This window comes from Vibrio sp. 10N.247.311.14, from assembly GCF_041467715.1.
Taxonomy (GTDB): domain Bacteria; phylum Pseudomonadota; class Gammaproteobacteria; order Enterobacterales; family Vibrionaceae; genus Vibrio; species Vibrio crassostreae_C.
In genome coordinates, this window is the sequence record NZ_JBFSVE010000053.1 from 1 (window position 1) to 18,435 (window position 18,435).

Consider the following 18,435-nt stretch of genomic DNA (forward strand, 5'->3'; position numbering starts at 1 on the left):
CTCCAATTGATTTTCCGGTATAGCGGTTTCCGACGTCTCGGAAAACCAAGTAGTTCTCTCAAAGTTACTTTTAATAACGGCGCGAAAATCAGAAGCTTTAGAAAAACTTTCAAAAAACCACAAAAAAAATATTAATATAATATTTATCAACAACTTAATTTTCATCATTTTCTAATACAGCGATAGATTTCAATTGGAAAAAGATCTTAATCTGTTCAGAAAGCGTACGAACCGCCGTCTAAATGGCTCAAGGTCGAGAAATGATCAATCGCCAAAGATCTCTGACTTACGCAAATCTTGTGTAATAGATGACATTATTTATCGTGAAGAAGAACCATCAAATAGAGATTTGGAAAAGGTAGTGCGAGAAAGTTCACAGGAAAATAAATAGCAAAAACAAGAAATACAGAAAGGAAAAAGCCCCTTTTCCTTTGAGAGAACCGGGGCTAGTTGGCGCGTCAGAGCCTGTGTGGAGATCATCGAGAAATGAACACATTTCCGACTTGCCGTTGCATTCTTACTGCAAAAATGGATAGCAGGTGAGAGATGAGAGAGCTAAACATTCAATAGTAAGTATGCTTGCCAGTTTCCCTTGCTGCATGGCTCACGTCTGAACACGAGCAGCAAGTTCAACCAATAACTATTGCAATAATGACATTGCAGAGTTAGGCAACTGTTTTGCTTGAGCAAGTATTGAAGTACCTGCTTGTTGCAGAATTTGTGATTTGGTCATTTGCGTCGTCTCTTTCGCAAAGTCCGTATCTTTGATTCGGCTGTTTGAAGCGTCTACGTTCTCTTGTACGTTTGCCAAGTTATTAATACTGTGGCTTAGACGGTTCTGTTTTGCACCCAAATCAGCACGCTGTGAATCCACGTACTTCATTGCAGAATCAATCACGCTGATCGCGTTCTGTGAACCCGCAACGCTGGTTAAGCTAACATCTTGAACCGAGGTTGCGCGGCCTTCACTCTTAATACCTAGCTCAGACGCTAGACCACCAGAGATAGACATTGGGCCGTCAAGGTCAGGTTCAGCAACGAACAGTTGAATGCGACCATCATCAGTAACCGATGCGTTCACAAGATCAGACTGACCATTAATGTAAGTCGCAAGCTCTTCGATATCATCGCCCGCTTTGGTATTGATATCTAAAACGATGTCTTCACCCGCTTTGGTTTTGAATTCGAACTTAAGATCGCTCGCTGTTGGCGGCACTTCCCAGTTCTTATCTTTCGCGTTTTCTGAATCGAACGTAGTACCACCCATACGGTAGTCATCTGCACGGATACTTGTCAGAGCCATGATCATTGCTTCACCAGAGTTAGAACCGATCTGGAATGAAGCTTCACCGAATGAACCGTTCAGTAGACGACGACCACCAAACGATGTGGTTTCCGCAATACGGTTAAGCTCATCTTGAAGTGCCATTGACTCTTCGTTCAGTGCAGTACGCTCTGCCGGCGAGTTAGTGCCGTTTGATGATTGAATCGCTAGATCACGCATACGTTGTAGTACGTTAGTCGATTCGTTCATCGCGCCTTCTGCTGTTTGAGCAATCGAAATACCGTCGTTGGCATTACGCATTGCCACATCAAGACCACGAGACTGAGCGGTTAGACGGTTCGAGATTTGCAGACCTGCCGCATCATCTTTCGCGCTGTTGATCTTGTGACCAGATGACAAACGCTCCATAGAAGTCGCTAAGTCATTAGATGCTTTATTCAGGTAACGCTGTGCTGTCATAGCAGATACGTTAGTGCTTACATTGATAGCCATTTTGCTCTCCTTATGAGTTCGCAAAGTTTCTGCGAAGCGGCCAGCTTTACTCTCATATGGATAAGCACTGACCGTGTATTACTCGATAAACCCTATACAAGGTTTAAGATCTGTATTAATCATTTATAACCAACACAGATACAAGTTGTATGCCAAGTTTAATATCATATAAATAATTTTTTAATTATCTAAAAATCAGAAGCTTACAAACAACACTGCGCAATTATGATTTTCTACTATTAGAAGATGAAAAACATTCACCTTCCTTATTGCCGTTTTTTGCCGCTATTCTAGAAACATCATGCTTCGTACAAAAAAGCGGCAAACTGTGGCGTCATTCGCACGTATGGCATAGCACATACGGCAAGGAATCAACGCCATGGTGATCGACAAGCCACCATTAAATACCGATTGATCATTAAATATAGTTAAACAAGGTCAGGTCTTTGGTTTTGCCAAACGCTTGTTGAGAAGCTTGTAGTGCTCGAGAGTTTTCATTGAACTCAATGATCGCTTTCGAGTAATCCAAGTCTTCAAAGTTGCTTTTTGCTTTTGCTAAAGACAACTTGAAATCTTCATGTTGTTGCTCTTGAATATCCAAAGTACTCAAGCGTGCACCAACATCGGTTCTTGCCTTGGTCAAATGGATAAACGCAGCGTGGAACTCTTCAGTTACTTGGTGCAGTTTCGCTGTTGCTGATGCATCCGATACCGGGTTTTCAGCCTGCTCAGCAGCCTCTTTGAACGTATCAAAGATAGAGAAAGTCTCTCGTGGTTCTAAGGTGATCGAATCACCTTTAGTGATTTGGCCTTTGATTTGAATATTCAGCCCTTCATAAACAATGCCTGTCGAAGGATCAAAATCTTCTGCCGCAACCACTGCGCCGTCTTTTTCAAGCTGATAAGCGAAATTGCCCGTCTGCATGTCGACAAACGTCACTTTATAAGTAGACCCATCTTCATCGCTGTTGGTCGCACGCCCGAGCAATAACTCAGACGCAGGTTCAAGCTCGTACTGAGGTTCGTAGTCACCGAACGGGTTGTCTATTTCCATAAACATCTTGCTGCCCGGATCATTCATTGCCATTTCAAAGCTGCTTGCCACACGCATCTTGCGTTGGTAGTCATCACCTTGATATGTCACATTCCCTTCGTTATCTCGAAAGAAAGGCTGATTTTTCGGCTTAGTGCCTGCAAACGTGTAGTTACCCGACTCATCTTGAGAGTTGGCTAAATGCAGGAAGTTATTCGCCAGTTCTTGAATTTCACGCTTCTTAGCTAAACGGTCTTCCGGAGAAAGCGCACCGTTGATCATTTCCATCACGGTTCGTTTTGCTTCATCAGCAAAGCCTTCAGTGTTAGAAACCAATACTTCATGATGCTCAAGACGGTTTCTGACTAGAGTAATCGCATCGACATACTGTTTAAGCTGTTCTGACTGCTGACCAATGTTCTGTAAATAGTGCGTCGCTAATGGGTCATCACTTGGCGACTGTAACTTCTTACCCGAAGCAAGTTGTGCTTGGTTGTGATGCACCTTGTTCTCTTGACGGCGCAAGTCGTTTTGTACTGACTGATAATTATGGAAGCTAGAGATACGATTCAACATTTATACCTTCCTATCTCAGAGCCAAAATAGTGTTAAACGTATCGTTGGCTGCTTGCATGATACGTGAAGAAGCCATATACGCTTGCTGAAATTTCATCATGTTTGCCGCTTCTTCATCGAGGTTTACTCCCGAGATAGAAGCAATACGTTCTTGAGCCGACTGTTTTTCTAATGTCGCAATATCACTCAGGCGATTTGCCGTTGAAGACTTCAAGCCTGTATTAGTATTCAAGTTGTGGTAAAGGTCTAAAATCGTAGACTCACCATCATTCAACAGCTTTCCTGTTTGAAGATCTTGTAGCTTACGCAGGTTACCGTTGTCACCTTCTGATGGGACAAGGTTTGCCGTAAACTTATCATTTGCCACCGCACCGGGTGTGAGCTCAAACGTTGTACCGTTGATGGTCACTGGCCCTTGTGGCGGATACGGTTGAGGCTGCATTAAAATGTTACCCTTCGGATCCGTCACAGCAAACTGCTCACCTTTTGGTGAGACAATCACTTCAAACTCACGCAGTTGACCTGCTTCTAGGATTTTAAATCCCGCTGTACCCTTGGCAAACGTGGTCGATGCCTCATAACTTTGCGCAGCAATGTCTTTCGGGTCTTTGGTTTCCATATGAATCTGCGCAGCAAAATTACGCGTTGGACGCAGTAACAGTTTCTCTCCTAGTTCAGGAGGGTTACGTACTTCCACTCGCATGCCATCAAGATAAAAAGCACTACCGCTAGAGTCGGTCGCCATCTTAACGGTCTCACCGTTCGGCTTAGTCACGACATAATCACTGCCATCGTATTTCAGTCCATACTCACCGCCTTTTAAGGCAGAAGTATCATCAATGTATACCGCAACATCGGCTTTCGATTGCCCGCTAGCCGTGACACGAGATTTTGCCACCAGCTCTGAGTTCACGTCGGTAAACAAGTCCTTACCTACGTTGCCGTTAAGATCCAAACCTTGTTCTTGAAGACTATTGACCTCATATGAAAACGCGGTCGCCAAACGACCAAGCTCATCCATGATTGCTGGGATATGTTCGTCACGCATGTCTAGCATGGCGCCGATTTTTCCGTCGATATCACTGCTGGTGATCGGTTTTAAAGACTTACCTTCAACAATCGCTAGGCGGCGCTGATGTGCATCGGGTAAGCCATCAACCATCTTCAGCTGACTCGCTTCACTACCAGAGACCAAGGTATGGCCATTACCAATATGGACATTAAACCCTTCGGCATTTGAGCGTGGTGTCACCGTAACTTTGGTGTAACCAGAAAGCTCATTAATCAACTTTTCATGCTGATCTCGTAGGTCATTATGAGGCCCAGGAGTTCGCATCATTAAACGCTGAACATCACGGATCTCGTACGCAAGTTGGTTAACTCGCTCGATACCCATATCTAATTTTTTATTGGTAGAATCAGACTGTTGACGAACTGTTTCATGAAATTCATTCAAGGTTTTAGTTACAAGCCCTGCTTTCTCTAACACGACCTTACGCGCACCCACATCATTTGGGGTATCGGCGAGAGTCTTAACGGAATCAAACCATTCGTTGAGGTTTTCTGGAATCTTCTTTGAAGCGACCGACGACAACATGCTCGACAGCATATCGAGGTTGGCTTCGGTATCGCCTTTGTTGGCGGCATTGGTTGTCGATAAGTTAAGTTCTTTGACGGCAAACTGATCCCAAGAGCGGCGAACATTTTCCACATGTACCCCCATACCGTAGGATTGCCCACCGTACTGGCGCGGGTCATTCACACCTTGAATCACAGACTGGCGGCTATAGCCCTCTGTGTTAGCGTTAGAAATGTTATGACCTGTGGTGTTGAGCTGTCTCTGAGCCGTAAGAACACTTTGTGCCCCTACATTCAGAAGATCCGACGCCATAATGCCCCCAAAAAACTTAACAAAACCAGAATGAACTGATTAACTACAACCGTATATTACTAAGATAATTGCAATATATGTGCCAACAAAAACAATAGGGAATTAAAAGACGATAATTTATTGAAGTGTAAGGAGATAACTATGGACTACGCGTAAGAACTGAAGGGGCGGAGAAGAAAAGAGCCTGCCAGTAGCAAGCTCTCTATGTTGATTTATGACGCTAGTTCATCTCATCAATCTTGGCTTTAACTCGTAAAACCTTGTCTGCATAGTTAGGGTCAGTTGCGTAACCAGCCTGATGAATACCTTTGATGAAATTCTCTGAATTGCCTTGATGCTGTAGCGCCGTTTCGTATCTTGGATTTTCGTTCAAGAACTTCACGTAATCATTAAAGCTATCTTCGAAATTAGAGTAAGAACGGAAGGAAGCTGACTCTTTAACGGCGGTTTTGCCATGGAACTCAAGAGTTTGAGTCGCGACCTTATCGCCCTTCCAACTTCTATCTGCTTTGATGTTAAATAAGTTATTGCTGTTGCCCAAAGAGTTCTTAACCATTTTAGAACCCCAACCCGTTTCAAGGGCAGCTTGTGCCAATAGAAGAGACGAGTCCACACCAAGCGCACTTGCCGCTTTTTCCGCGTAAGGCTTCATTGAGGTCACAAACGATTCTGGAGAATCAAAGGATACTGGCTGTTTTGCTGCTTGCGCAGGTTGAACGTCTGACGCTCGCTCTTCCGAACGGCCTGAATATTGCGGTCTTTGCAATGAAGCATCAAAGCCTTCACTGCGAACCTTCTCTTCAGACGTATCGCTTGCTTGGCCAGCGCTTAGTTGAGCCACGATCATATCTGCAAGACCTAATGAACCTGAAGCGCTTAACTCACTCGCCATTTGGTCATCTTGCATCTGACGATAGAACTGCTCGTTCTGGCTGTTCAACATATCCGACTTAAAGCTCGAGTTAGCATCGCGCATTGACTTAAACAACATCGAGGTGAAAATCGATTCAAACTGTTTTGCCGCCGCGGTTAATGCTTCTTTCTCGCTACCTTCTTCACCGTTTACCGCTTGTTGACGAAGACGGTCTAAACTACCGATGTCGTGAATAAAGCCGATGTCATTGTTATTCTTAATCATGCTTTACCCCTTCTTAGATAATGATCAATTGGCCTTCAATTGCACCCGCTTGTTTCAGTGCTTGAAGGATTGCCATTAAATCAGAAGGTGCAGCGCCCACTTCATTGACTGCGCGTACCAAATCGTCCAGCGTTAGGCCAGGTTCAAATTTGAACATCTTACCATCGCCTTCCGTGATTTCGATATCAGAATCAGGGACCACTACCGTTTGGCCACCAGAGAATGCATTCGGTTGGCTTACGTTTAGATTTTCTTTAATTGCAACCGTCATACCACCGTGGGTGACCGCCGCCGCTTTTAGGCGAACGTGCTTACCAACCACAATCGTACCTGTACGAGAGTTGACGATGATTTTTGCAGAGCCTTCAGCAGGGTCGAACTCGATGTTTTCGATAGCCGACAAGAATGCTACACGCTGGCTGATTTCACGCGGTGCACGAACTTTTACTGAAGTTGCGTCTACCGCTGAAGCCATTTGTGGGCCTAGGAAATTATTAACCGCATCAGCCATACGCTGAGCCGTTGTGAAATCTGATTGGATTAGGTTGAAGGTGATGTAGTCACCACGACCGAATGGCGTTGGGATCTCTTGTTCAACCGTCGCACCGCTAGAGATGATACCAACGTTAGGGTTGTTACCGACAATCTTAGAACCGTCGTTACCTTGTGCACTAAAGCCACTTACCACCAAGTTACCCTGCGCGACCGCATACACTTGACCGTCTAGACCTTTCAAGAAGGTCTGTAGCAAGGTACCACCACGAAGGCTTTTTGCTGAACCGATAGAAGAAACGGTTACGTCAACTTCTTGGCCTTGCTTAGAGAATGCTGGCAGTTCAGCAGTCACAATAACAGCCGCGACGTTTTTGGTTTTTGGCTTAGTGCCGGGCGGCAATTGGATGCCAAAATTTTGCAGCATTGCGTTAAATGTTTGATCGGTAAAGGGAGTTGTCTCACCAGTACCCGGCAAGCCCGTGACCAAACCATAACCTACAAGTTGGTTACTACGAACACCCGCCACTTTTGCCACGTCTTTGATTCGCGCAGCATGGGCACTGGTGGCAAGAAATAGCATGCCGAATAGTACGAGTGTCAGTTTTTTCATTGAGTAACCTGTCTGTATTGCTTTAATTTATAATAGCTTAGCTAAATGTGGCTCAGTGATAGAGGCTGTCAGTATGTCGTCGTCCTATCAAGCTCTACAGAGATACATTAAAGAATCGTGCCAAGAATCCAGGTTCTTGCATATCTTTCTGCACGCCCGTGCCCGAGTACTGAATTCGTGCGTTAGAAACACGGTTTGAAGCGATGGTATTTTCAAAATCAATATCATCAGGACGGATGGTGCCGCTTAGGCGGATATACTCATCGCCTGTGTTCAGTGTCATCCACTTCTCACCACGAACCACTAGGTTGCCATTGGCTAATACTTCGATCACTTCTACGGTGATATAGCCGCTGATGCTGTTACTTTGGTTGGCTGATGCATCACCAGCGAAGGTATTGGTGTTGCTCAGATCGTAAGAGAAGTTGTACTTATCGATCGTCAGCTCTTGACCACCAACAGCCAGCGGCTCCATCGATGCATCATTCGACTTAGACATGTCTGCGTTGGCTTTTTTGGTCGCTCGAGTATTCTCATCTAGCGCTACAGTGATGATGTCACCAATACCACGAGGCTTTGAGTCGTCATACATGCTGCCAATGTGGTTCACATTAAACAGTGAGCCCGTTGCCGCTGCATAATGCTCTGGCTTCTGCTTGGGGTTGATTGGCGCCCATGCAGGGTCACCAGCAATTGGATCGGTTCGCCCACGAAGCGTGTCGATAATTCCTGAACTTTCTTCTGCCGACTTATCGCCTTCAACCGCATCAACCACTGTGGTCGCGTTCTCTTGTGCTGGCGTCTCAATTGGATCCAGTACTGTACAACCAGTCATCGAAGCTAACAGGGCTAAACAAAAAATACGTTTCATGGCGATATACTCTCAGCAGGCAGTGGTAAATGGGTCAATTAGCAAAAACAGATAGATTAATTAAAAAAGTAAACGGCGAATAAACCAATTACAGCTGTTGGTTAACAAAGCTCATCATCTTGTCTACTGACGAGATAACTTTCGAATTCATTTCGTATACACGCTGAGCTTCAATCATGTTTACCAGCTCTTCAGTTACGTTTACGTTCGATGTTTCTAGCATCGATTGGCGGATGTTACCCAGGCCATCAAAACCCGGTACACCCTCTTGTGGGTCGCCACTCGCGCCAGTTGGCAAGTAAAGGTTTTGACCTACTGGCTCTAGACCACCTGGGTTTACAAAGTCAGTAATGGTAATTTGACCAACCACGACGTTGTTTTGCTCGCCACGTAGACGAACCGATACTTCACCGTCGTTACCAACCGTTACCGAGATCGCGTCTTCAGGAATCACAATTTCTGGTTGTAGAGGATAACCTTGGCCCGACGTTACGATCGCGCCTTCACCGTTCAGTGTGAACTGACCATTGCGGCTGTAACCTGTTTCACCGTCTGGCATTTCAACTTGGAAGAAACCGTCGCCTTCAATCATCATGTCTAGGCTGTTAGATGTCGTTTGTGCGTTACCGTGAGTGTGCACTTTTTGAGTCGCGACGACCTTAGAACCGGCACCCAGCATCAAACCACTTGGCAGCTCAGTATTCTGAGACGATTGACCACCCGGTTGATTAATATTCTGGTAGAATAGATCTTCAAATACCGCGCGGCTCTTTTTAAAACCAATGGTTGAGGCGTTGGCAAGGTTGTTCGAAATCGTTGAGATATTGGTTTGTTGGGCGTCTAAACCCGTTTTACTTACCCATAATGCTGGATGCATAGCAATGTCCTTTAAATTCTATTAGCTCATACGAAGCAGTGAATCAGACGACTTGTCCATTTCCTCTGCTGTGCTCATCATTTTGACCTGCATTTCAAACTGACGTTGTAAGTCAATTAGGCTGGTCATTTCACCTACGGCATTTACGTTACTGCCTTCGATAGCACCTTTTAGCAACGTTACCGCTGCATCTGCTTCGTATGCCTGATCTGGGTTTTTCGAACGGAATAGACCATTCGTGTCTTTAAACAAACTTTGGTTGTCTGGACGTACAAGCTTAATACGATCAACCACGGCCAATTCTTCAGCTGGAGCGCCTTGAGGAATCACCGAAATCGTACCGTCTGTACCAATTTCTACTTTGCTGATTGGGATTGGCAGCGTGATTGGTGCATCGTTTTCACCAAGCACTAAGTGACCGCTTGCGTTGGTTAGTAAACCGTTTTGGTCAACCTTAAGGTTACCGTTACGCGTTAAACCTTCGCGGCCGGTGTTATCCATCACTGAAATCCAGCCATCACCTTGAACGGTAACATCGAGATCTCGGCCAGTGGTAACCACACTACCTTGCGCAAAATTATGACCAGGACGCTCTGTCATACTGAAAACACGAGTAGGCATGCCTTCACCATACGCTTGCATTGAACGTGCTTGTGCTAAATCAGCACGGAAACCCGTTGTACTCACGTTGGCAAGGTTGTTTGCACGTAGCTGCAAAGCCTGCATATTTTGCTTAGCGCCACTCATGGCAAGAAACAGTGCGCGATCCATAATTTTGCTCCAAAAATCATCTTCTGGGGCTAATAAAGCAAACACTGTGCCAATATTTTTAACTGTTATTTATCAATAATTTAAATAGAAAACGAACAAGAAGAGTGATCATCAAAGGATCATTGAGGAAGAATTGTTGCCAGTGGCATTACCGGGCGGCAATAGGGGCGGCAAATAAAAAGACAAACAACAATACCCAATTCAATAACATTGAATTGGGTATTCGCAGATGATTCAAACGCTTTAAACGATTAACGAATCTGAAGAATATTCTGTTGTAGCTGGTTGTGTACTTCTAGAGAACGCGAGTTCGCCTGGAAGTTACGTTGAGCAGAAATCAAATCAACCAGTTCTTGAGTCATATCGATGTTCGACTGCTCTAGCGAGCCGTTGTTGATGCTACCAAATGAACCTTTGTTCGATTCACCCCAGATCTTGTCACCAGAGTCGTTGGTAGAATCCCATTGAGTACCGCCTTTCTTATCCAGACCTTGCTCATTTGGTACACGAACCAAGCCTACACGGCCAAGCATCACGTTTTCACCATTTGAATAAGTACCTAGAACACTGCCGTACTCATCGAAATCGATTTTTGTTAAGAAACCTGTTGTCGCGCCATCTTCATCAAACTTAGTCAATTCAAACGGAGCGGCAAACTGAGTTGAAGAATCTAAACCAAACTTAAGCACTTGAGTTGGATCAGCACCGTTCAAGTCAATAGGGTTCGCACCAGCACCCAGTGGTTCCGAGTTAATCGGCTGACCATTGTTTAGGCTTGCTAACGTACCGTCATTGTTGAACTTCATTGTGTGACCAACATGACCTTGTGCATTCGTCGCATCACCACCAGTAATGTTGACCGGCTTTTCACCGTTCTCATCTGACATGGTGTAGTACGTTTGCCAAGTGTTTGGTTGAGTCTGATCTTTGAGGTAGTAAGTCGTTAACTTGTAAGACTGACCCATAGAATCGTATACCGTCGAAGACGTTGCACGGTTATAAGTATCAGCATCTTTGAAGTTAAATGCAGCCGGGTCTTTAAGATCACCGTTTGCAGGAAGGTTAACCCCTACTTCAATGTTTTCTGTCTGTTTTGGTTTACCAAACTCAGCAGGAATGTCGAGAGGCTTTGGCGCATAAGAAAGAACTTCCCCCGAGTTTGGATCAACATCGTAACCTAAAAGAAACTCATCATTAGCGGTAACCATGTAGTTGTCTTTGTTTAGGTGAAATGCACCATTACGCGTTAATTCGTTAATCTCTGGCACCATGCGGTCTTTCGATACTGCAAAGAAACCTGTACCACTTACACGTAAGTCCATTGGGTTGTTCGTATAAATACTTGAACCTTCGTGGAACTGTTGCGCCACTTGGCTAGCTTGCGCACCGCCACCTGCCGTCGTTTTTGCGTTAGTGAACAACGAGCTTGAGTAAACATCACCAAACTCGGCACGAGACTCTTTAAAGCCAAATGTGTTCGCGTTCGCAATGTTGTTACTGGTTGTATTCAGGTCTAATTGTGCAGCGGATAGGCCGCTTAAAGCTACATATGACATTCCATTATTCTCCTAATCTATCTAGCTAGCATAGTCACTCAATAAAGAGCTACGCTTTACCAACTTCTAGTACTTCAGCAAGTCGTACTGGCGATGTGAAACCAGCCAGATTGAGTAGTACGTTGCCATCGCCCTTACCAAGAAGCACACTGTTCACGTTCGCATAACTGGAAACTTGGAACTCTGTGTTCTCGCCATCCAGCAAACCCGACGCTTTCACGTTGTATTTACCGGCCGGCAATGGGTTACCGTCTTCGTCTTTTCCGTCCCATTCAACACGTGTATCACCAGATGGTTTAGAGCCGATATCAAATGTGCGAACCAATTGGCCAACTTCGTTCTCAACACGGACCATTACATTGTCCATTGCCTGAGGAAGCTTAACCATTGCCGCCATACCGCCATCACCGGGTTTTACACCTGCCGCACCAGGAACCAATACATCACGCCCAACTAAAGAGGAGGCCTGAAGAGCTTGGTTAGAGGTCATTGATGAATTCAAGCTTTCAAACTGTGTATTCATTTTGCCAATGCCATCTACGGTCGCAAATGAAGCCATTTGCGCAATCATCTGGTCATTGCTAACCGGCTTGAAAGGGTCTTGTTGTGCTAGTTGCTTAGTCAACAAAGATAAGAAGTCTTCTTGTTTAAGATCCTGCTTACCTGTTGTTTCGTCGGGCTTTTTAGCGCCATCTTGAAGACTCTTCAGCTGGTCAACATAGGACAAGCCGCTTTGACCAACATTGTTGTTGATTCCAGCCATGTGCTACCTCCTTATCCTTATTGACCCATCTGCAGCGTACGCAGCAGCATTTGTTTACTCGAGTCAGCAACCTGTACGTTTGTTTGGTACGCACGTGATGCCGAAATCATGTTTGCCATTTCTTCCATAACGTTGACATTAGGCTTGTAGATATAGCCTTCGTTGTTCGCTAATGGGTGATCCGGGTTGTACTCCGCGCTTAGCGGCTTATCGCTTTCCACAATACCTAATACTTTCACAGGCACAGTGTGACCACTGTTGCGTGCTTTATTTAACTCAGCGCCGAACACTGCGTGACGAGCCTTGTAAGTTTCTTCAGCAGAACTACTTACACTGTCCGCGTTCGCAAGGTTGCTCGAGGTCGTATTTAGACGAACAGATTCAGCACTCATCGCAGAACCAGTCACATTGAATACATTGAATAAACTCATCTAATTATTCCCCTTTAATCGCTTTAGTTAAATTCTTGAACTTACTTCCTAAGAAGTCGAGAGAGGCTTGATGCCTAATTTGGTTTTGCATGAAAAGGTTTCTTTCCAAATCCAAATCAACCGTGTTGCCATCTCCTGTATCAGGTTGGGTAGGAATGCGATACTTCGTTTCCCCGTTCACCGTTGTTGAGGCAGAAATGTGCCGACCATCTGTACGGCTAAGACCAATGCTTGCCCCAGAACTTGCCGCTTGCAGTGATTTCTTAAAGTCTAATCCCTTTGCTTTATACCCAGGCGTGTTTGCTTGCGCGATATTGGTGGAAAGCACCTCAGCGTTACGCTCACGTACACCAACTGTGTGCTGGTGAATGCCCAAAGCATTGTCAAAAGAAATAGCCATGTAAACCTCAACTCAAGAACTGACTGTTATGAAATAACCAAAGCAATATATATACCAACTTTTGAAACAAGGCGGTCTATCAATGCTTTTACAGGTTACTCGTGGGTAAACTTGCAATAAACAAGCCAAAAAATAGAGTAAATTGGAATGTCACTCTGACTTAAAGATATAGCTTAAGCAGGAAAAAGAAAACCCAGCACTTGGCTGGGTTTTAAATTTAGACGGTAACCTTACACCTAATATCGGTGCCGCTCGTTACTTTAATTTGTAGATGATGCCTGGATTACAGCGAACCATTTCAAAACGATCGGTTAAGCCTGTTAACGATTCAGACGCGCCCAATAGTAAGTACCCACCAGGGTTCAGGCTATTTGCCATTTGGTTAAGTACCTTTGACTTCATATCAGGCGAGAAGTAAATCAGCACGTTACGACAGAAAATAATGTCGAACTTGCCTAACAATGCATAGCTGTCCATCAGGTTCTGAGGGCGGAAGTTCACCATGCGCTTGACGTTATCTTTCACTTTCATACGGCCATCGCCCGCATCTTCAAAGAAAGTACGACGGCGCTCTGGAGAAAGTCCACGTCCCAATGCAAGGTTGTCGTAAGCGCCAGTGCGGCACATATCCAACATACTTGCTGAGATGTCAGTTGCGGTAATCGATACATTTGGCAGCATACCTGGCTTACGAGCTTGAGTTTCAAGAATCGTCATTGCCATTGAGTATGCTTCTTGGCCTGAAGAGCTTGCCGCAGACCAAATCTTAATAGGACGTTTATTTGCCGCTATTTCCGGTAGAAGCTTATCCGCAAGCACAGCAAACGGGTAAGTATCACGGAACCAAAGTGTCTCGTTCGTCGTCATGGCATCGACAGCAGCCACACGCAGCTCACGGTTTCGACCTGTTACTACATCTCTCAACAAATCAGACAAAGAAGCTAACTTAAACTTCGTTACTAATGGGCTTAGACGACTGCGCACTAAATACTGCTTGCTGTCACCTAATACAATGCCACATTGAGATTCTAAGAAACGGCTGAAATCGCGATACTCTTGATCACTTATTGTTATAGCAGTCATTAATGTCTCTTTTAGTTAGTTAACGCAGCTTTTACAGCTGCACCAAGCTCATCCGGGTTGAATTTAGCGATGAAGGAGTTAGCTCCAACACGCTCAACCATGGCTTGGTTAAATACACCACTCAACGATGAGTGTAAAATTACGTATAAATCTTTAAGTTCGGCGTGACGACGAATCTCAGCAGTCAGCGTGTATCCATCCATTTCTGGCATTTCGATATCAGAAATCACCAATGAAATCTGATCGTAAATACTGCCTTCTGATGACATCTGCATCAGCTTCTCATAGGCTTCTTTACCATCCTTCACCGAGATAACTTCAAAACCAATCGACTCAATAGCACGTTGAACCTGCTTACGAGCAACGGTCGAGTCATCAGCAATCAAGATACGGCGAACCAGTTCTTTCTCTTGTTCTACTTTCGCAATATCTTCAGCAATCTTGCTGTCCATTGTTTCATCAACAGGAGAAATTTCTGCAAGGATCTTCTCAACATCAAGAATTTCTACCAATTCATTATCAATGTTGGTTACCGCTGTCAGGTAATTAGCTCTACCTGCGCCATCTGGCGGCGGAAGAATCGATTCCCAATGCATGTTAATAATGCGCTCTACTGAACTTACCAAGAAACCCTGAATGGTTCGGTTAAACTCAGAGATAACCACAAAACACTTTTCAACATCCGTTGTAGGACGGCCACCAATCGCTAAGCTCAAGTCGATCACAGAGATCGTTTGGCCACGAATGTGTGCTACACCTTTAACCAGTGGGTTCAAGTTTGGCATCTTTGTCAGCTTAGGGCATTGAAGCACTTCTTTTACTTTAAAGACATTAATGCCGTAACGCTGACGCCCCATTAGGCGAAAGGTTAGTAATTCTAATCGGTTTTGACCGACGAGTTGCGTACGCTGATTCACCGAATCAAGAATACCCGTCATGAGCTCATCTCCATATCAAACTTTCTTGTATAAAAAGTGTTAGTCTACTGCAGGCTACGAACCACCAGAGAAACGGAATGACGTATTATAAAATAAATTTGCCACCTCTTTCCATAGCAATGTGTAGAGCTACTTTTAAAACTGTCGCTAAGTTTATCGGCATTTTATCAATTTTGTTTAGTTTTTTTGTACAAGCTGCGACCCCAGAACAAATTGAGATGATTCAGTCTGCAGCGGAGCAACATATCCTTGATACGGTAGAGCAGCCACAAGGTGGCGAACTCTTTGTTAATTCAGCAAATGTTGACTCAAGAATCAAAGCGACAGACTGCCCAGTGCCTTTAGAAACTAGCGCTTCAACGACCACCAATACCCGTAGCAGTATTACGGTTTTAGTGCAATGTGTTCCTGATGAGTGGCGAGTTTATGTACCCGTTCGCCTTTCGATGTCGGTGCCCCTTGTCACCACCACTCGCTCACTCGCGAGAGGCGAAATCGTCGGTCAATACGATGTCACCACCGCTATGATTTCTCTTAACAAGTTTCGTCGCCAAGGTTTCACAGCTCCACATCAAGTCATCGGCGCTAAGGTAAAAAAGAACCTAAGACCGGGTGATGTTGTAGAAAGAGGTGATATCTGTGTCGTGTGCCGAAACGAGAAGGTTATCATACAGGCAGTAAAAGGTGGCATGACCATTACCACCAAAGGAACTGCGCTTACCGATGGCTCGATGGGCGATCAAGTAAGAGTGAAAAATGATAAATCACAGCGTATAATTGAAGGAATTGTTACCAGCATGTCTGAAGTCACAGTTTACTTTTAACTCTTTACTTCTAAATTGACGGTATCGTTAACGATTTCACTCTCTACTCTAACGCCAAATATGACGGCGGCGGTGTTTTGTCGCTTTTCGACTATTGAGCTAAAAATTGCTAAAGTATTCGAACCCTTGGTCGATATTGACTGTACAGGTTCCCATTTTTGAAGAAAAAGGCTTAACTATGGCAGGCATTGATAATATTCGTTCAGGGCAAACCCTAACGACCACTAACCGATCAGCAGTACGCTCTGATTCTAGTTCTGAGGCATCACGTTCTGATGTATCAACTAAATCACCAGCAAGCAAAGATGCGGTTTCACTTAGCCAACAAGGCAAAGCGATTGGTCAGCTCCACCAAGATATGGCAGCACAACCAAGCTTTGATTCTGTGAAAGTAGCAGCGATCAAAGAAGCGATTGCGAACGGTTCATACACTGTTGATCCAGAAAAACTGGCAGACAACATGATCAAGTTCGAAGATGAATTAAAAGGTCTTTAAGCCAACACTCACTTTTGATTGAAGTGATTGTCTTAAAGCATACGAGGTTATGAATAGGTTTACGTTATGGCGGCACTAGCAGATTTAGTTAATTTTCAACTTCAAAATGCCAAAGCCTTATCTGAATTATTAAGTTCAGAGAAAACCGCTATTACGAGCCGACAATCAAACGATATTGAGCGAATCGCCAAAGAAAAAGTAGTCCTTGTTGAACAATTAAGATCAACCGATCAGCGAATCGCGACCCATACCAATATCTCAGAACTGACCGAGAATCCTGAACTTGCTCAGTTAGTCACAAAGATCCAGTCGATAGTGCACGATTGCCAGCAAGCGAACCTTGTTAATGGCGAAGCCTTGAATCGAGCACACCTTAGCTTCAAAAAACTCAGCAATATGATGCAGCAAAGCCACGGTAAAATTGGCATGACCTACAATGCCGGTGGTCAAACGCATACTATTTCCACGCTGGGAACCAACGTAAAAGCCTAGTTAAGCTACCTCTTCAATAACACTCCTACTTAAGTCTGTATCTGTATCTGTATCTGTATCTGTATCTCAGGCTATTTCTGTCGTTGTCCTTTATCAAAATTTCTAATCAGCCTTTGAACACCCTGACAAAATCGATAAACAAAAAAGCGGCAAGTATTTTCATACTTGCCGCTTTTACATCCATATTAGTTATTGGTTGCCGATATGCCATCTGGAAAGCAAGTAGCAACCAATATCACTGAATATTCAATTCGAACACCGAAATTAGAACAGTGTTTGTTGTCTCTTCTCAGGTACTGCCTGAACTTCACCGTAGTTACGTAGCTGATCCATCTTGCGAATATCCAACTGAAGCTCTGTTACGTAGCTATCACCCACAGGGTAACTGCGCACCACTTCTGCGCCACGGATAACACCATCAACCGCACCTGACGTACGCTCTGTACCAAGCCGTTGATCTTCAAGTTCTGCTCGACCGCTTACTCGCATGCCGTAAACCTGTTCAGCAAGCTCACGATAAGCATCGATCTTAGAGGCTCTCATCGCGCGGATACGTCTCTCTTCGTCGTTACGACCTTTCTGCTCACTGATACTCGCATAGCCAACAGCCACTAAGAAATCATCAGGTCTCATGCTCTGCAATGGCTGACAGCCAACAAGCAATAAAGCGGCAACAACAAACATTAACTTCTTCATCTCGAACTCCTAAGGGCGAAGAATAACAGTATAAGGCTGACTGATCGTTGGATCGGAACGAATGATCACGCCATCTTGAGTTCGAATACTGTTGAGAGTATCTAGGTCACGGCCAATACGGTCTGCAGGTAAAAAGCCTTGTGCCGTCGCCACTACAATTCGAGTTTGCATGCCAACAACGCGAGCATTTACTAGTACACCGCCTTCTTGACGAAGCATGGTGCCTGTCAATACATACTGTACGTCTTGCTCTTGTGCGAGGTCTTTCCAATCGCGGCTCAACGCAAAGTCACCTTGGTGAGTCACTTGGATAGAGCCAGTAGTTTTAAAATCAACCACCTTGAAACCACGACGCTGAAACTGATGAATGAAGCCTTCTGATACCGAGTTGCCTAGCCAGTTCGTTGTGTCCATGTGCTGCAGGTCCACAAACGAAGTAATTGCTATTGGCGTTCTCGCTGAAATACTTGTATTCGAAATGATCAAATCTTCAGTCATACTTTCCACAAAGAAATCCATGGTATGACGAGGGCTGTCCATCAACATAAACTGACTGCCTGAATATTCAGACTTGCCGTTATAGATCGGCGAATAAGCGCATGATGTCAGTAACATGACACTCATTACTACGAGCCATTTTTTCATTCTCTAATCTCCAGATAGTTTTAGTGCCACCTGTTCCAATATGTTCTCACCATTATTCTTTTCAATGGATTA

At 44.6% G+C, this 18,435-nt stretch carries 19 protein-coding genes; 3 read left to right on the forward strand and 16 right to left on the reverse strand.

Features of this window, described 5'->3' with window-relative positions; translation table 11 throughout:
- Positions 1 to 640: 640 nt before the first annotated feature.
- The 14 genes from AB6F11_RS17385 to AB6F11_RS17450 all read right to left on the reverse strand — a co-directional run bounded on the left by AB6F11_RS17385 (position 641) and on the right by AB6F11_RS17450 (position 15,210).
- On the reverse strand, positions 641 to 1,777 hold the full coding sequence (locus AB6F11_RS17385; RefSeq protein WP_017064128.1) for a flagellin: 1,137 nt from the start codon (positions 1,775 to 1,777) through the stop codon (positions 641 to 643).
- 418 nt (positions 1,778 to 2,195) lie between these two features.
- The gene (gene flgL / locus AB6F11_RS17390; protein ID WP_017064129.1) at positions 2,196 to 3,386 is read right to left on the reverse strand and encodes a flagellar hook-associated protein FlgL; all 1,191 of its coding nucleotides are present in this window, start codon (positions 3,384 to 3,386) and stop codon (positions 2,196 to 2,198) included.
- A gap of 10 nt (positions 3,387 to 3,396) precedes the next feature.
- Positions 3,397 to 5,277, reverse strand: a complete 1,881-nt coding sequence (gene flgK / locus AB6F11_RS17395) for a flagellar hook-associated protein FlgK (protein ID WP_017067655.1) — start codon at positions 5,275 to 5,277, stop codon at positions 3,397 to 3,399.
- A 220-nt stretch (positions 5,278 to 5,497) separates the two neighbouring features.
- Complete coding sequence (gene flgJ / locus AB6F11_RS17400; RefSeq protein ID WP_017064131.1) at positions 5,498 to 6,415, reverse strand: flagellar assembly peptidoglycan hydrolase FlgJ; 918 nt, start codon at positions 6,413 to 6,415, stop codon at positions 5,498 to 5,500.
- A 13-nt stretch (positions 6,416 to 6,428) separates the two neighbouring features.
- Positions 6,429 to 7,520: a flagellar basal body P-ring protein FlgI gene (locus AB6F11_RS17405; RefSeq protein ID WP_017062257.1), complete on the reverse strand. Its 1,092-nt coding sequence runs from the start codon at positions 7,518 to 7,520 to the stop codon at positions 6,429 to 6,431.
- A 94-nt stretch (positions 7,521 to 7,614) separates the two neighbouring features.
- Complete coding sequence (gene flgH / locus AB6F11_RS17410) at positions 7,615 to 8,391, reverse strand: flagellar basal body L-ring protein FlgH (protein WP_017062258.1); 777 nt, start codon at positions 8,389 to 8,391, stop codon at positions 7,615 to 7,617.
- Between the two features lie 88 nt (positions 8,392 to 8,479).
- A complete protein-coding gene (flgG, locus tag AB6F11_RS17415; protein ID WP_017062259.1) occupies positions 8,480 to 9,268 on the reverse strand; it encodes a flagellar basal-body rod protein FlgG in 789 nt (262 codons plus the stop codon).
- A gap of 21 nt (positions 9,269 to 9,289) precedes the next feature.
- Positions 9,290 to 10,039 (reverse strand): flagellar basal body rod protein FlgF, encoded by a 750-nt coding sequence (locus AB6F11_RS17420; RefSeq protein WP_019825277.1) that lies wholly within the window; start codon positions 10,037 to 10,039, stop codon positions 9,290 to 9,292.
- A 251-nt stretch (positions 10,040 to 10,290) separates the two neighbouring features.
- Complete coding sequence (flgE, locus tag AB6F11_RS17425; RefSeq protein WP_017062260.1) at positions 10,291 to 11,595, reverse strand: flagellar hook protein FlgE; 1,305 nt, start codon at positions 11,593 to 11,595, stop codon at positions 10,291 to 10,293.
- Between the two features lie 49 nt (positions 11,596 to 11,644).
- Positions 11,645 to 12,358, reverse strand: a complete 714-nt coding sequence (gene flgD, locus AB6F11_RS17430; protein WP_010439286.1) for a flagellar hook assembly protein FlgD — start codon at positions 12,356 to 12,358, stop codon at positions 11,645 to 11,647.
- Between the two features lie 17 nt (positions 12,359 to 12,375).
- Positions 12,376 to 12,789, reverse strand: coding sequence for a flagellar basal body rod protein FlgC (gene flgC / locus AB6F11_RS17435; RefSeq protein WP_004736176.1), 414 nt, complete (start codon positions 12,787 to 12,789; stop codon positions 12,376 to 12,378).
- Between the two features lie 4 nt (positions 12,790 to 12,793).
- Positions 12,794 to 13,189, reverse strand: a complete 396-nt coding sequence (gene flgB, locus AB6F11_RS17440; protein ID WP_004736175.1) for a flagellar basal body rod protein FlgB — start codon at positions 13,187 to 13,189, stop codon at positions 12,794 to 12,796.
- Between the two features lie 255 nt (positions 13,190 to 13,444).
- Positions 13,445 to 14,272 (reverse strand): protein-glutamate O-methyltransferase, encoded by an 828-nt coding sequence (locus AB6F11_RS17445; protein WP_004736174.1) that lies wholly within the window; start codon positions 14,270 to 14,272, stop codon positions 13,445 to 13,447.
- A gap of 11 nt (positions 14,273 to 14,283) precedes the next feature.
- The gene (locus tag AB6F11_RS17450) at positions 14,284 to 15,210 is read right to left on the reverse strand and encodes a chemotaxis protein CheV (RefSeq protein WP_019825285.1); all 927 of its coding nucleotides are present in this window, start codon (positions 15,208 to 15,210) and stop codon (positions 14,284 to 14,286) included.
- Positions 15,211 to 15,287: 77 nt separating this feature from the next.
- On the opposite strand from AB6F11_RS17450, the gene flgA reads away from it, so the two are divergent.
- From flgA to AB6F11_RS17465, 3 genes are all read left to right on the forward strand, one after another.
- Positions 15,288 to 16,034 carry a flagellar basal body P-ring formation chaperone FlgA gene (flgA, locus tag AB6F11_RS17455; RefSeq protein ID WP_065675605.1) on the forward strand — a complete coding sequence of 249 codons (747 nt, stop codon included), beginning with the start codon at positions 15,288 to 15,290 and terminating at the stop codon, positions 16,032 to 16,034.
- Positions 16,035 to 16,212: 178 nt separating this feature from the next.
- The gene (gene flgM, locus AB6F11_RS17460; RefSeq protein WP_017062263.1) at positions 16,213 to 16,530 is read left to right on the forward strand and encodes a flagellar biosynthesis anti-sigma factor FlgM; all 318 of its coding nucleotides are present in this window, start codon (positions 16,213 to 16,215) and stop codon (positions 16,528 to 16,530) included.
- A 66-nt stretch (positions 16,531 to 16,596) separates the two neighbouring features.
- Positions 16,597 to 17,022 carry a flagella synthesis protein FlgN gene (locus tag AB6F11_RS17465; protein ID WP_017062264.1) on the forward strand — a complete coding sequence of 142 codons (426 nt, stop codon included), beginning with the start codon at positions 16,597 to 16,599 and terminating at the stop codon, positions 17,020 to 17,022.
- A gap of 264 nt (positions 17,023 to 17,286) precedes the next feature.
- Here the strand turns inward: AB6F11_RS17465 and flgP are convergent, their stop codons facing one another.
- Entirely contained in the window at positions 17,287 to 17,718 is a 432-nt protein-coding gene (flgP, locus tag AB6F11_RS17470; protein WP_016791311.1) for a flagellar assembly lipoprotein FlgP, read from the reverse strand.
- A 9-nt stretch (positions 17,719 to 17,727) separates the two neighbouring features.
- Complete coding sequence (locus AB6F11_RS17475; protein ID WP_017064137.1) at positions 17,728 to 18,363, reverse strand: FlgO family outer membrane protein; 636 nt, start codon at positions 18,361 to 18,363, stop codon at positions 17,728 to 17,730.
- Positions 18,364 to 18,435: the final 72 nt, after the last annotated feature.